Here is a 13,058-nt window from a genome sequence, read left to right as displayed (position 1 = left end):
TTGATTGGGTGTGGCCTGAACGCGATTCAAGGGCCGGAATCAAGAGCGGGCCGCGCCTTGCCATAGCGCAGGTGCGCTGTCAAAAGCCCGCGCGCCTGATGACCAGCCATGATCCCAACGCCGCGCGCCCGCGCCGCTTCGGCCCATCCGGGCCGCTCAATGGGCGAATCCGCGTGCCCGGCGACAAGTCGATCAGCCACCGTTCGCTGATGTTCGGCGCGCTGGCGGTGGGCGAAACGCGCGTCACCGGCCTGCTCGAGGGCGAGGACGTGATGGCCACCGCCGCGGCGCTGCGGGCGATGGGTGCGACGATCGAGCGCGAGGCTGAAGGCGAGTGGCGCATCCACGGCGTCGGCGTCGGCGGCCTGCTGCAGCCCGAGGCACCGCTCGACATGGGCAACTCGGGCACCTCGACCCGGCTGCTCATGGGCCTGGCCGCCAGCCACCCGATCACCGCGCAGTTCATCGGCGACGCCAGCCTGTCCAAGCGGCCGATGGGCCGCGTGACCGAACCGCTTTCCCTGATGGGCGCCGAATTCTCGGGCATCACGCTGCCGCTCACCGAGCGCGGCCTGTGCCCCGCCGTGCCGATCACCTACCGCCTTCCGGTCGCCAGCGCGCAAGTGAAGAGCGCGGTGCTGCTCGCCGGGCTCAACACCGCCGGGATCACCACGGTGATCGAGCCGGTGCCGACCCGCGACCATACCGAGCGGATGCTCAAGGGCTTCGGGGCCGAGCTGTGGGTCGAACAAGTCGACGGTGAGCGCGTGATCCATATTCGCGGCGAGGCCGACCTGAGGCCGCAGACCATCGAGGTTCCCGGCGACCCGTCCTCGGCCGCCTTCTTCGCCGTCGCCGCGCTGATCGTGCCCGGCAGCGACCTGACGATAGAGAACGTCGGGCTCAACCCGACCCGCGCCGGGCTATACCAGGTGCTGCGCGCGCTGGGCGGCAGCATCGAGGAGCTGGACGCGCGCCAGGTCGGCGGCGAGCCCGTCGCCGACTTGCGCGTGCGCCACTCGGCGCTGACGGGCATCGAGGTCGACCCGGCCATCGCCGCGAGCATGATCGACGAATTCCCGGTGCTGTTCGTCGCCGCCGCGCTGGCGCACGGCCGCACCGTCACCCGCGGCCTCGGCGAGCTGCGGGTCAAGGAATCCGACCGCCTCGCCGCGATGTCCGCCGCGCTGCGCCTCGCGGGCGCGCAAGTCGAGGAGCGCGAGGACGGCCTGGTGATCGACGGTACCGGCGGCGAGCCGCTGCCGGGTACCAAGACGGGCGGCGGCAAGGTCGCCACCCACCTCGACCACCGGATCGCCATGAGCATGGCCGTCGCCGGCCACGCCAGCCGCGCCGGAGTGGATGTCGACGACACGAGCCCGATCGCCACCAGCTTCCCGCAATTCGAGGCGCTGCTCGACGGCGCGACCGCGCAGTGACCTTTTGCATTCCCCGTCATGCTGAACTTGCTTCAGCATCCATCGTGCAGCATCCGCGGTGCAGGCCGCACAACCGCAAGCCCTCGGCTGGGCGTTCAACGCACAGCGCGGCGCCGGAGGAGAGATGGACCCTGAAACGAGTTCAGGGTGACGGAGAAGGTGGGGAGGCGCTGCCATGAACCCCCTCGCCGCCGACATCGTCGGCCTGATCGGCAGCGCGCTGTTCATCGGCGCCTTCGCCTACGCCAACGTCGCCAAGCAGCTCAACAAGGTCTGGTTCAATCTCGCCAACCTCGTCGGCGCGATCCTGCTGTTGATCTCGCTCTCGATGACCTTCAACCTCGCCGCCTTCGTGCTGGAGGCTGCGTGGGGGGCCATCGCGGCGGTCGGACTGGTGCTGGCGATCCGGGCGAAGATGCGCGAGAAGCAGCCGTGAGCGACAAGAGCTTCGATAGCGAATTGGCGCGCGCGCTGGCGCGACCGGACATCGATCACCTGCGAGCGTCTCTCGCGGTCTATTACGAGTGGATCGATCGGAGGGAGGGATTTCCTGACGAGCTGGAGATCTGGTTTGATCAAGGCAAAGATTCCGATCGGGGCCTCGCGCTCGTGATGCTGGCCGCTGCAACTTACGACGATCCTGATTTTCTTGCCCTTGTCGCCGCCGGGCTGCTCGAGAACCTCTTGCAGAAGCCCTCGAATGAGCTGCTTCAACGCATTGTCAGCGAAGCGCGCAAGACTGCTCGCTTCCGGTGGATGCTCGATGTCCCGTTTCGTCATGCTATTCCCGCTGGCGTTCGATCTGCCATCGACAAGGCTGTCGGCGACATGGATTGCGATGGTCCGCTTCCCCCGAGGCCCTGGGCATGATCATCGCCGTCGACGGCCCGACGGCCTCGGGCAAAGGCACGATCGCCAAGGCGCTGGCCGCCCATTACCGCCTGCCGCATCTCGACACCGGGCTGCTCTACCGCGCGGTCGGGCGGCAGGTGTTCCTCGACGGCGGCGATCCGGACGATGCGGGTCATGCGCTGGCAGCGACGACCTTTCCCGAAGGCCTGCTGCTCGACCCCGAGCTGCGCAGCGAGGCGAGCGGCGGGCTCGCCAGCCGCGTCTCGATCCATCATTCGGTCCGCGAGGCGCTCTACGAGCGCCAGCGCACCTTCGCGACGCAGCCGGGCGGCGCGGTGCTCGACGGGCGCGACATCGGCACCGTCATCGCGCCCGACGCCGAGGTGAAGCTGTTCGTCACCGCCAGCCTCGAGGCGCGCGCTCGCCGCCGCTGGAAGGAAATGCGCGACCGCGGCGACCCGCGCACGCTCGAGGACATCACCGAAGACCTCCGCCGCCGCGACGACCGTGACAGCACCCGCGCCGAAGCGCCGCTGCGCGCCGCCGAGGATGCCGTGGTCATCGATACCTCCGCGATGGGAATCGAAGAGGCGATCGCCGCGGCCATTGCGGCTGTCGACGCGAAACACCCCGCCGAATAGTCGGCAGTTTCGCGTTCGGAAAAAATCACTTTCCTACAAGCCCTTGCTTGTGGCTTATGCTTGGGATGGCCGAATCCAACATCCTTGCCGCGCACGTCGAACCAATGGTCGCGCCCCGGTCATCGGACGCCGTTCTTCTGTCGGAAATGTGTCACCCGTCATCTTGGTCAAAAACCGAGGATTTCCGCGAGTTTTCGGGCGAGACCTGGGTGACAGGGTCCGTAAAGTGTCACCCGGCAATCGACCCACGCCCGAGAAGCACCCGCTGCCGCTTTCGCTTGCTTTTCACCGCTCTCTCGCCTACTTGCGCGCCCGTTCGATCGGGCCTCGGCCCGGGTCGAGAGCGCGCTTTTCAAGCACGGCCGGCAGCGACCGGGCGGTTCCTCCGCCCTCCCCCGGCTTTTTCCGCCCTCGTCCCGCCACGGTTCGAAAGGACGCCCGCGCAGGCATTCGGCCCCGCGGGCAGCTCGGCCATTCAAGACCGGCGGATACAACCGCCTGGCCGGAAAAACGTGAATTAGGAACCTGAACTCCATGGCTTCAACCGCCAACCCCACCCGCGCCGATTTCGAGGCGCTCCTCAACGAACAACTCGGCGGCGCCGGCGAAGAAGGCTTCGAAGGCCGCGTCGTGCACGGCACCGTCACCGCGATCGAGAACGGCATGGCCCTGATCGACGTCGGCCTGAAGAGCGAGGGCCGCGTGTCCTTGCGCGAATTCGGCCGCGGCGAAGGCGACGAGCCGCTCAAGGTCGGCGACGACGTCGAAGTCTTCGTCGACCGCGTCGAGAACGCCGACGGCGAAGCGATGCTCAGCCGTGACCGCGCCCGCCGCGAAGCCGCGTGGGACAAGCTCGAAAGCGAATTCGGCGAAGGCAAGCGCGTCGAAGGCCGCATCTTCGGCCGCGTCAAGGGCGGCTTCACCGTCGACCTCGACGGCGCCGTGGCCTTCCTCCCCGGCAGCCAGGTCGATATCCGCCCGGTGCGCGACGTCGGCCCGCTGATGGACATGCCGCAGCCCTTCCAGATCCTCAAGATGGACCGCCGCCGCGGCAACATCGTCGTGTCGCGCCGCGCCGTTCTCGAAGAGACTCGCGCCGAGCAGCGCAGCGAGCTGATCGACAAGCTGACCGAAGGCCAGGTGCTCGACGGCGTGGTCAAGAACATCACCGACTACGGTGCGTTCGTCGACCTCGGCGGGATCGACGGCCTGCTCCACGTCACCGACATGAGCTACAAGCGGGTCAACCACCCGTCCGAGGTGATCAACATCGGCGACACCGTGAAGGTGCAGATCGTCCGCATCAACCCGGAAACCCAGCGCATCAGCCTCGGCATGAAGCAGCTCGAGAGCGATCCGTGGGGCGACGTCGCGGCCAAGTACCCGGTCGGCGCCAAGGTTACCGGCACGGTCACCAACATCACCGAGTACGGCGCGTTCGTCGAGCTCGAGGCGGGTATCGAAGGCCTCGTCCACGTCTCCGAGATGAGCTGGACCAAGAAGAACGTGCACCCCGGCAAGATCGTCTCGACCTCGCAGGAAGTCGAAGTCGTCGTGCTCGAGGTCGACAGCGACAAGCGGCGCATTTCGCTCGGCCTCAAGCAGGCCCAGCGCAATCCGTGGGAAGAGTTCGCCGAAGCCCATCCGGTCGGCTCGATCGTCGAAGGCGAAGTCAAGAACGCCACCGAGTTCGGCCTGTTCATCGGCCTGCCCGGCGACGTCGACGGCATGGTCCACATGTCGGACATCGCCTGGGGCATCTCGGGCGAGGACGCGCTCGCGCTTCACCGCAAGGGCGAAGAGGTCAAGGCGGTCGTGCTCGACGTCGACACCGACAAGGAGCGCATCAGCCTCGGCATGAAGCAGCTCGAGAAGGGCGCTCCTGCGGCCGGCAGCACCGGCGCCAGCGCCGGCGGCGGCGCGGGCGGACTGAAGAAGAACGACGTGGTCACCGTGACCGTGCTCGAAGTTCGCGATGGCGGGCTCGAAGTGCAGGCCGGCGACGACGGCGCAACCGGCTTCATCAAGCGCAGCGATCTCGGCCGCGACCGCGACGAGCAGCGCCCCGACCGCTTCCAGGTCGGCCAGAAGCTCGATGCCATGGTCATCGGCTTCGACCGCTCGAAGAAGCCCAACTTCTCGGTCAAGGCGCGCCAGATCGCCGAAGAGAAGCAGGCCGTCGAGCAGTACGGTTCGTCGGACTCGGGTGCGTCGCTCGGCGACATTCTCGGCGAAGCGCTGAAGCAGAAGAGCGAGTAACAACTCCTCTCGTTTCCAACAAAATGAAGGCCCGCCCGCGACCCATCTTCTTTGGCTCGCAGGCGGGCCTTTCCTACATCGGCCCGGCGTCCTAGGTTGGCCGGATGAAGGCCAGCTGCCAGTGCGGGAAGCTCACCGCCGACGTCGTCGACGGCGCGGAGGCGATGACGATCGCCTGCCACTGCCTCGATTGCCAGCGCCGCACCGGCTCGCCGTTCGGAACCATCGCCTATTTTCCAGCCGAGGCGGTGACGGTCTCGGGAGGAGCGAGCGAGTACTCGCGCGTCGGCGATTCCGGGCAAACCCTCACGCGCGGTTTCTGCCCCGCGTGCGGAGCGGCCGTTTACGTCAAGGCGAGCCGAATGCCGGAAATCACCGGAGTGCCCGTCGGCGCTTTCGCCGATCCTTCGTTCGCCGCCCCGATCCGCTCGGTCTACGAGCAGAGCAAGCATGAGTGGGTGCCGCTGCCCGAAGGCCTGACGCACCACCCGCGCGGCAGGGAGACGTCCTGGTGACACTGCAGGTCCATCAGTTCCCCTGCCTCGGCGATAACTACGGCTACCTGCTGCACGACCCGCAGAGCTACGAGACCGTATGCATCGATACGCCCGATGCCGTAGCCTACTTGCGCGAGGCGGATGCGCGCGGGTGGCCCATCACCGCAATCTGGAACACCCACTGGCACCCCGACCACGCCGGCGGCAATGCGGCGATCAAGGCGGCGACCGGCTGCGAGGTGTTCGCGCCCGCCGCCGAGGCTGCCAAGATCGAAGCGATCGACCAGACGGTGGGCCCGGGCGACACCGTGCGGATCGGCGAGTGGGAAGCCCAGGTGATCGACGTCGGCGGCCACACGAACGGCCATGTCGCCTATCACCTCCCCGAGGCCGGGATCGCCTTCGTCGGGGATTCGCTGTTCGCGCTCGGCTGCGGGCGGATGTTCGAAGGCACCCCGCCGCAGTTCTGGGCGAGCCTGTCTCGGCTGAAGGCGCTGCCGCCCGAGACGACGCTCTACTGTGCCCACGAATACACACAGGCCAACGCCCGTTTCGCGCTCCACGCCGATCCCGACAACACCGCGCTCAGGGACTATTCGGCGGAGATCGATCGCAAGCGCGCAGCCGGGCAGCCGACAGTGCCGATGAGCCTCGCCCGCGAGCTGGCGACCAACCCGTTCCTGCGCGCCGACACGCCGGAGATGCAGGCGCGCTGGGGCGGCCACACGCCGCCCGAGACCTTTGCGGCGCTCAGGGCGGCGAAGGACAACTACAAAGCTTAGAGGTTGCCGATGATCTCGTCGGCGAGCTTGCGGTCGGCGGCCTCGCCGTGCTTCTCGGCAATCAGCTCGCGAGCCGCGGCGGCGGCGGCCGTGGCGACCTTGGCGCGCACTTCTTCGATCGCTGCGCGTTCGGCGGTGGCGATCTTCTCGGCGGAAATGACCTTGTGCCGTTCGATCAGCGCAGCCGCGTCGGCCTTGGCCTTCTCGACGATCTCCTCGGCCTGACGCTCGGCACTGGCGCGCAGCACGGCGACTTCCTTGTCCGCCTCGCCCGCTTTCCTGGCGTACTCGTCGCGCAGCTTCTCGGCCTCGGCGCGCAGCGTCCTGGCCTCGTCGAGCTGCTTGCGGATGCCTTCGATGCGATTGTCGAGCGCGCCGGCGATGATCCTCGGAAGCCCGACCCACAGCATGCCGGCGATGACCACGATCATCGACAGCGCGACGTAGGCGCCCGGTCCAAGGCCGAAAGCACTCGCTTCGGCATGTTCCCCGGCACCGGCAGCAAGCAGATCAAGCACGGCTCAGGGCTCCCGCCACGGCCGCGCGAGCGGCCTTTTCGTCAACTTCAGCGCCCGCCAGCCTGGCGACGATCTCGCGGGCAGCGCTGGCCGCCATCGTCTCGATCTCGCCGAGAGCCGACTTGCGCGCCTCATCGAGAGCTTTGGCAGCTTCCTCGGCTTTCGTCGCCAGCTTCTTGTCGGCGGCACTCACGCGCTTCTCGGTATCGCGCAGGGAGCGATCCTTGGCTTCGTGCGCCAGGACTTGCGCATCGGCATGCGCTTCGTTGATCTTCGCGCGCCACGCCGCTTCCGTGGCATCCGCTTCGGCGCGCAGGCGCTCCGCTTCCGCGAGGTCGGCCGAAATCTGCGCATCGCGCAGGTCGACCGTCGCCTCGACCTTGGGCACGATGCCGTGGCCGACGAAGACGTAGATGGCGCCCAGCACCAGCAGCAGCCAGAACCACTGCGACTGGTAGACCAGGGCAAGTTGCGAAAGCTGGGGCATCGTATTCCCTAAGGCTCACGTGCTCGACGGCGCCGTGCCGCAGAGCATGGGCAAATCAACGCGCGTAAAGGATGATCATCGCGACGGTGAAGGCGATGAGGCCGAGAAGCTCGGCCGCCGCGAACCCGACGAACATCCAGATGCGCTCACCGGCAGCAGCGCCGGGATTGCGCAGGGCGCCCTGAAGATAGCTGCCGAACACGGTGCCGACACCGGCCGAAGCGGCACCAATACCGATGGCGGCGATACCGGCGCCGATGACCTGGGCAGAAGCGAGATCCATTGTGAGTACTCCGTTGTAAAGTGTGAAACCGATGGTGAATTCTTGTCAGTGCAGGTTCTCTGCATCGTTGATGTAGATCGCCGTGAGCAGCGCGAAAACGTACGCCTGGATGGCGCCGATCAGCAGTTCAAGCGCGCTCATCATGACGATGAAGACGAAGCACAGCGCGGCGATGAAGCCACCCATGGCCGAGCCGGCGTTGAGGCCCTGGACGATGAAGTTGCCGAACACGTCGAGCAGGATGTGACCGGCGAACATCGCCACGAACGGACGCAGTCCAAGGCTGAACGGACGCACCATGAACGAGACGAACTCGATCGGCGCGATGAATATCTTGATCGGCAGCGGCGCGCCCTTGGGCACGAACAGCGAGAAGAAGTGCAGCCCGTGCTTCCAGAAACCGACCGCGAGCACGATCAGGAAGCTGATGACCGACATCGTCCAGGTCACGCTGAACTGGCTGGTGACCGTGAACGGGTGCGCGCCGGGCACGATGGCGAACGGCATCGCGCCGACCCAGTTCGAGATCAGGATGAACACGAAGGCGGTGAACACCCACGGCAGGTATTTGCGGCCCGCCGGGCCGATGCTTTCGCGGGTGATATTGTCGACGAAGCCGGTCAGCACCTCGACCGAGGCCTGCCAGCGGCCGGGCACAAGCTGGCGCTTGAGCCCGCCCCACATGAAGACCACGATCACGCCGAGGACGACCAGCATCCACAGCGCCGAGTTGGTGAACTGGAACGGCGTGGCGGCCAGCTGGTCGCTCCCGAGCGGAGCGATCATGAACTGGTGCATCGGATCAATCTTGGCGGCGGTTGCCACTGGCGTCTTTCCTGCTCTGTCCGCCGCTTAGCCGGCGCGGTTCGAATTGCTGCGCACGACCTGGATGCAGGCGGCGATGAAGGCGAGAAACATCAGCCCGATGGTAATCCACGGCGTCGTGCCGAACACGAAGCGGTCGAGGCCGAAACCGACGATGATGCCGCCGAGCGGATAGCCGACCATGGTCGAGGCGATGCCCACCGCTCCGCTGCGCGCGTCGGCATAGGGCACGTGATCCTTGGCGATCCGCGCGTCTTCGGTCTTGCGCGCGGCGGCGATCCGCTGCTCGAGCGAGTCGATCTGCGGGTCTTCACCGATGGGTGCGTTGTCGGGATCGTTGGCCACGATGGGTGCGTTCGCCTCGCCGCAGGGGTTGCAAAGAGATGTGCGGCCAAGGGAGGCCCCGGCCGACGACGCGCCGCCATTACGGACCGTGTGCGGGCGAGTCAACCGCCCCTGCCGCGGCGCAACATGCACAGGCGCCGCCCGCGGGCCGGAAGCTGCGGTCGGCGCCTGGTGATCGGTTCGAAACGAGCGTTACGGGCAGCGCGGATCGCGGATCGGCGGGGCCGACGTGCGGGTCTCCCAAGCACCCTGCGGAGTCATGTACTTCTCGCCCGGAGCGGTGCGCGAAATGGCCAGGCAGCCGGCGGTGAGCGCGTACTCCTCGAGCGTCGCGTTCGCCGCCTGCGCCTTCTGCGCGTAGAGCGCCCGGCGCTTGATGTTGAGGTCGTCGACCATCTTCCTGACCGACGCGTCGGCGCCGCCGACCACGCCGAGGTAGCCGTCGGGCTTTTCGCCGACCTTGCCGCTCGAACGCGCGGCCTCGTAGGCCGGGTCGCGCTGGGCGAACGCCGGTGCGGCGAGACCCGTCAGCGCGAGCGCCGCGGCCGAGAGGGCCAGCGTGGCGCGGGTAAAAGCGGTGTTCATGGTGTTCTCCATCAGAAGATGTCCGAATTTTCCTCGATCGTGTTCTGTGCGCCGGCCGCCAGCCGGTAGATCACTTCCTGCTTGATGTTGATGTTGAGCTCGATCACGATCGGCTTGTCCGGGGCAGTCACCGAGATGCACCCCCCAGCCAGGCCGCAGCCCAACATCGCCATCACCCCCGCGCATGCTCGCCTGGTCCCGCTCATCGGGACCTTATGCGCTGCGCGCGTACGGTTGGTCAATTTGAGTGCATTCATGGCGTAGTCTCGCTTTCACGGCGCTGAATGTTGGCTTCATCTGGAGTCTTCTTATCCCCGGGGGCGGGCGAGGTTGGCAGGCGGTCGGCGGGGATGACGTTGCCGTTCTCATCGACCAGCAGGCCGCGGCCAGCCAGGTCGCGGGGATCCTGGATCATCGTCGGGTCGTACATCGACTTGATGTTGGTGATCACCTGGTAGAACGGCGCGGTGATCGTCACCACGAAGCGGAAGGGCAGCTTGCCGATCCGGCGGGTGATGAAGTTCTTCTTGGCGCTCGCTCCCTGGCTGACCCCGTCGAAGCGAACGTGGGTGATGATCTCGCCGGTCAGGGGGCCGTCCACGGTGATGTACATCTTCCGGTAGTCGAGCGAACGCAGCGCGTCGAAGGCCATGTTGGCCATCGTCGACAGGTCCTTGTAAGTCAGGGCGCCGACGTAGGAGATGTTGCCGCCGCCGCGCGATTCCAGATGCCCGCCTTCGATCCGGCCGTTGCCCTCCCGATCAAAGATCAGCGGCAGCTCTCCGTCGAAAGTGCCGGTCGCGCTCATGTTCTCGAGCTGCATCCGCTCGACGAACTGCGCCGCCTCGAGACCGACGATTTCGAGCACGTAGGCGCGCTGCTCGCTCGTACCGAGGTTGAGCGTCACGGGGCGCATGGTCAGCATGCCGCCCATGAACGGCCAGGTGCCGCGATTGACCGTGAGGACTTGTCCGTTCTTGATCTCGATCGAGACTTCGCCGTCGGTCACCTCGATGCCGGGGTTGATCGAGGCGACCTTGAGGACCTGGTTCGGCGCGGTGGTGAGGCCGATGAGGTCGGTGAAGACAATCGTTCCGGATGCGCCTTTCACCGGGCCGAACACGGCGGCGAAATCGAGCGAATCGCTGGAGAAGCGGCCGGTGCTGGTGACGCCCTTCTCGTCCCACGCGACATGGCCCGTGCCGGTGACCACCCCCCGCACGTTGGCGGCCAGGCCGTATGCCAGACAGCTCAGTCCCGCAGCCCGATTGCTCGCCCCCTCGACGCAGTTCAAACCGGGCTGCAATTTGCCGTCAAACACGATGCCCGGAACTGTCAGTTCGGCTTGGCCGCGACCACTCGATAGGTCGTGCCGCAAGTTCACTCTTGTAATTTCGCGATCGGTACGGGGTTCGCGCAGCACGGCTTCGGCGGTGATGAGGTTATCCTTGAGCGCGAGCGTTGCTCCCCGGGCCACCAGCGGTTCGAACCGCTTGGCCAGCTGGCGATCGACCAGGCGGAAGGCGCCGTCAGCGATACTCAGGCGACCGTTGGCGTAATCCCACGTCCCATTCGCATTGACGATATCCATCGGCACGCTGAACAGCCTGACGTCGGCGCCGTCGAAGCGCCCCGAAACGGTCTTGCCGATCCGCGCGGTGAGGTCGCTGACGGCGAATGTCGCCGCGGTATCGCGCGGCCCCAGCGTCACCAGCAACTGCCGCGCCGACACCGTGCCGGGATGGGCGAAACCGATCGGCCCGCTGCGGATGGCGATCGGCGTCGTCCCTAGGCGCCCGGCGACATCGAGCGACGGCACGCCGGCGGCGATGTGCAGGCCTGCCGCCCCATACCGTACGATGGGCGCGCCTTTCGCCGGGCAGACGGTCAGGCCGCGCCGTTCGAGCGTGAGGTTGGCGAAGCGCAGCGAATCGAACGTCAGCTTGGTGCACTGCCGCCACAGCGCCAGCCCGGCCGCGCTCGACCAGTTGCCCGACAGCGGCATCAGCAGCCCATCGGCACGACCGTCGGGCAAGTCGCCGCTGACAATTGCCCGGCCGGCAAATCCGATGGCCGCGCCTTTCGAAACCACGGCCAGGCTCGGCACGGCGATACTCCCGCCATGTGCCTCGTAATTCGCCATTGCCAGTTGCGCGTTGAACCCCTCGCTGCCGCGCTGCAGGATGCGTCCCTCGATCCGCGGCAGGTCGCGCCCGCCGGTGGCGAAGCTGCCCGAAAGGCGTGGCAGTCCTCCCCCGCCGCCGCCATACTCGAATCGCGACAGCGAGAGCACATGCTCGCCGCTGCCGCCCGTCAGAGTGGCCTGGGGCACGATCAGGGTGAATGCGCTGCCGGTCTTGCGCAGGCTCGCCTGACCCGTGAAGGTGCTGCCCTGGGCTTCGCGCGAGAGCGCGCCGCGCAGCTTGCGCAGCACCGCGCCGACCAGCGTGTCGCCGGTGCTCCTTGCCGCCTGTGCCAGCGCGCTATCGAAGCCGGCGCCGGGATGGAAATCCCAGCCATTGAACTCGGTCTCCAGCCGCAAGCGGTCGAAGCCCGCGCTGGCGTGCAGCGTGCCCTTGGCCGTCACGTTGGCGAGCTGCGCCTGCGGATTCGTCACTCCGTCGCCGGCGAGGTCGTAGCTCGCGGTGAGTTCTCCGCCGTGGAACGACGCCTTGCCCGAAAGCCGCACGGCGTCGGCCACCGCCGCACCGTAGCGCGCGGCGCGGCTGCTTCCGGCCAGCTTGCCGTCGCCGCCGGCGAGATCCCGATCGAGCCGCAGCTCGGCGCCGAGGCTTGTCGGACCCAGCCGAACTGAACTTCCTCCGCAATCGAGGGATCTCCAGCGCAGCGGACCGTTGAAGGCCGGGCGCCGGGCATCGACCCTGATCGTGCCGTAGAGGGTCGCCCCGGCGAGCTGGCAATCGCCAAAGGCCAGCTTCGGCGCGTCGGCCGCCAAGATACCGGCGAAGCCGCCGCGCAGCCGGCCCTTCCCGTCGGCCTTGATCCCGACCGGGCCGAAGTCGGTCTCGAGCAGCGCGCGCCCGTCGTTCAGTTCGAGCGCGTAATCGGGAAGCTCGAAGGCTCGCTTCTTGCCCGCGAACAGCACCGGATCGAGCGCCCCGAAGCTCAACTTCCCGCCAAGGTAGGTGCCGTAAAGCCGAGGCCGGACAAGAATGAGCCGGGCGATGCCGGGAAACCCCAGCCGATAACGAACCACCACTTCGGCCCGTTCGATGGTCAGGTTCGGGTGCTTCGGGTCGCCGACGACGATATCGGTCAGCACCTGCCGCGTGCCGCCGATATGCTCGATATGATAGGTCGCCTGGACATGTCGCGAGCGAAGGTAATTGCCGATCACGTTGTCGGCGATCGTTTCGCGCTGGAGCCAGAACGCGAGGAACGCGAGCGCGAAGATCAGCAGCAGCGGATAGACGATCCACCGCCGCCAGAACGAGCGCCGCCTGACCGCCGTTTCCGCGGTGGTGTCGTTCTCGGCTTCGTCGGCCATCGCCGCGACACTTGCGCGCTGGCCGCGGCAAAGGCAA

At 67.1% G+C, this 13,058-nt stretch carries 15 protein-coding genes; 7 read left to right on the top strand and 8 right to left on the bottom strand.

The genetic code is table 11. The annotated features are described in order from the left end of the window. Nucleotides 1-98 precede the first annotated feature (98 nt). The 7 genes from aroA to gloB all read left to right on the top strand — a co-directional run bounded on the left by aroA (nucleotide 99) and on the right by gloB (nucleotide 6,470). Nucleotides 99-1,439 carry a 3-phosphoshikimate 1-carboxyvinyltransferase gene (aroA, locus tag G7B69_RS01675; protein WP_166175383.1) on the top strand — a complete coding sequence of 447 codons (1,341 nt, stop codon included), beginning with the start codon at nucleotides 99-101 and terminating at the stop codon, nucleotides 1,437-1,439. A gap of 175 nt (nucleotides 1,440-1,614) precedes the next feature. Further along, nucleotides 1,615-1,875 carry a CBU_0592 family membrane protein gene (locus tag G7B69_RS01670; protein WP_166175381.1) on the top strand — a complete coding sequence of 87 codons (261 nt, stop codon included), beginning with the start codon at nucleotides 1,615-1,617 and terminating at the stop codon, nucleotides 1,873-1,875. Continuing rightward, entirely contained in the window at nucleotides 1,872-2,309 is a 438-nt protein-coding gene (locus G7B69_RS01665; protein WP_166175379.1) for a DUF6869 domain-containing protein, read from the top strand. The genes G7B69_RS01670 and G7B69_RS01665 overlap by 4 nt, the downstream gene beginning before the upstream one ends. Continuing rightward, entirely contained in the window at nucleotides 2,306-2,932 is a 627-nt protein-coding gene (locus G7B69_RS01660) for a (d)CMP kinase (protein WP_166175377.1), read from the top strand. Before G7B69_RS01665 ends, G7B69_RS01660 begins: the two co-directional genes overlap by 4 nt. Nucleotides 2,933-3,466: 534 nt before the next feature. Beyond that, nucleotides 3,467-5,191: a 30S ribosomal protein S1 gene (gene rpsA, locus G7B69_RS01655; protein ID WP_166175375.1), complete on the top strand. Its 1,725-nt coding sequence runs from the start codon at nucleotides 3,467-3,469 to the stop codon at nucleotides 5,189-5,191. Between the two features lie 104 nt (nucleotides 5,192-5,295). Next, on the top strand, nucleotides 5,296-5,706 hold the full coding sequence (locus G7B69_RS01650) for a GFA family protein (RefSeq protein WP_166175373.1): 411 nt from the start codon (nucleotides 5,296-5,298) through the stop codon (nucleotides 5,704-5,706). After that, nucleotides 5,703-6,470: a hydroxyacylglutathione hydrolase gene (gloB, locus tag G7B69_RS01645; RefSeq protein WP_166175371.1), complete on the top strand. Its 768-nt coding sequence runs from the start codon at nucleotides 5,703-5,705 to the stop codon at nucleotides 6,468-6,470. The genes G7B69_RS01650 and gloB overlap by 4 nt, the downstream gene beginning before the upstream one ends. Here gloB and G7B69_RS01640 read toward each other — a convergent pair. The 8 genes from G7B69_RS01640 to G7B69_RS01605 form a co-directional block, all read right to left on the bottom strand. Further along, a complete protein-coding gene (locus tag G7B69_RS01640; RefSeq protein ID WP_243414984.1) occupies nucleotides 6,467-6,988 on the bottom strand; it encodes a F0F1 ATP synthase subunit B family protein in 522 nt (173 codons plus the stop codon). The genes gloB and G7B69_RS01640 overlap by 4 nt on opposite strands. Continuing rightward, entirely contained in the window at nucleotides 6,981-7,475 is a 495-nt protein-coding gene (locus tag G7B69_RS01635; RefSeq protein WP_166175369.1) for a F0F1 ATP synthase subunit B family protein, read from the bottom strand. The genes G7B69_RS01640 and G7B69_RS01635 overlap by 8 nt, the downstream gene beginning before the upstream one ends. A gap of 55 nt (nucleotides 7,476-7,530) precedes the next feature. Then, a complete protein-coding gene (locus G7B69_RS01630) occupies nucleotides 7,531-7,758 on the bottom strand; it encodes an ATP synthase subunit c family protein (RefSeq protein WP_166175367.1) in 228 nt (75 codons plus the stop codon). A 45-nt stretch (nucleotides 7,759-7,803) separates the two neighbouring features. Further along, a complete protein-coding gene (locus G7B69_RS01625; protein WP_207785919.1) occupies nucleotides 7,804-8,583 on the bottom strand; it encodes a F0F1 ATP synthase subunit A in 780 nt (259 codons plus the stop codon). Nucleotides 8,584-8,610: 27 nt separating this feature from the next. Further along, a complete protein-coding gene (locus G7B69_RS01620; protein WP_166175365.1) occupies nucleotides 8,611-8,928 on the bottom strand; it encodes an AtpZ/AtpI family protein in 318 nt (105 codons plus the stop codon). Between the two features lie 192 nt (nucleotides 8,929-9,120). Beyond that, nucleotides 9,121-9,513, bottom strand: a complete 393-nt coding sequence (locus tag G7B69_RS01615; protein WP_166175363.1) for a YdbL family probable chaperone protein — start codon at nucleotides 9,511-9,513, stop codon at nucleotides 9,121-9,123. 11 nt (nucleotides 9,514-9,524) lie between these two features. Then, the gene (locus G7B69_RS01610; RefSeq protein ID WP_341479160.1) at nucleotides 9,525-9,719 is read right to left on the bottom strand and encodes a YnbE family lipoprotein; all 195 of its coding nucleotides are present in this window, start codon (nucleotides 9,717-9,719) and stop codon (nucleotides 9,525-9,527) included. Nucleotides 9,720-9,766: 47 nt separating this feature from the next. Then, entirely contained in the window at nucleotides 9,767-13,021 is a 3,255-nt protein-coding gene (locus G7B69_RS01605; protein WP_166175361.1) for an intermembrane phospholipid transport protein YdbH family protein, read from the bottom strand. Nucleotides 13,022-13,058: the final 37 nt, after the last annotated feature.

Origin of the sequence: Croceibacterium segetis, assembly GCF_011320115.1 — a bacterium.
GTDB lineage: Bacteria > Pseudomonadota > Alphaproteobacteria > Sphingomonadales > Sphingomonadaceae > Croceibacterium_B > Croceibacterium_B segetis.
The sequence above is the reverse complement of the archived record's forward strand: the minus strand, read 5'-3'. Positions and strand labels throughout refer to the sequence as shown.

Bases quoted from the DNA above. Each gene is read 5' to 3' on its own strand.
- G7B69_RS01630 (WP_166175367.1), bottom strand. From the start codon at position 7,758: ATGGATCTCGCTTCTGCCCAGGTCATCGGCGCCGGTATCGCCGCCATC.
- G7B69_RS01635 (WP_166175369.1), bottom strand. From the start codon at position 7,475: ATGCCCCAGCTTTCGCAACTTGCCCTGGTCTACCAGTCGCAGTGGTTC.
- aroA (WP_166175383.1), top strand. From the start codon at position 99: ATGACCAGCCATGATCCCAACGCCGCGCGCCCGCGCCGCTTCGGCCCA.
- G7B69_RS01605 (WP_166175361.1), bottom strand. From the start codon at position 13,021: ATGGCCGACGAAGCCGAGAACGACACCACCGCGGAAACGGCGGTCAGG.
- G7B69_RS01660 (WP_166175377.1), top strand. From the start codon at position 2,306: ATGATCATCGCCGTCGACGGCCCGACGGCCTCGGGCAAAGGCACGATC.
- G7B69_RS01670 (WP_166175381.1), top strand. From the start codon at position 1,615: ATGAACCCCCTCGCCGCCGACATCGTCGGCCTGATCGGCAGCGCGCTG.
- G7B69_RS01615 (WP_166175363.1), bottom strand. From the start codon at position 9,513: ATGAACACCGCTTTTACCCGCGCCACGCTGGCCCTCTCGGCCGCGGCG.
- rpsA (WP_166175375.1), top strand. From the start codon at position 3,467: ATGGCTTCAACCGCCAACCCCACCCGCGCCGATTTCGAGGCGCTCCTC.
- G7B69_RS01610 (WP_341479160.1), bottom strand. From the start codon at position 9,719: ATGAGCGGGACCAGGCGAGCATGCGCGGGGGTGATGGCGATGTTGGGC.
- G7B69_RS01650 (WP_166175373.1), top strand. From the start codon at position 5,296: ATGAAGGCCAGCTGCCAGTGCGGGAAGCTCACCGCCGACGTCGTCGAC.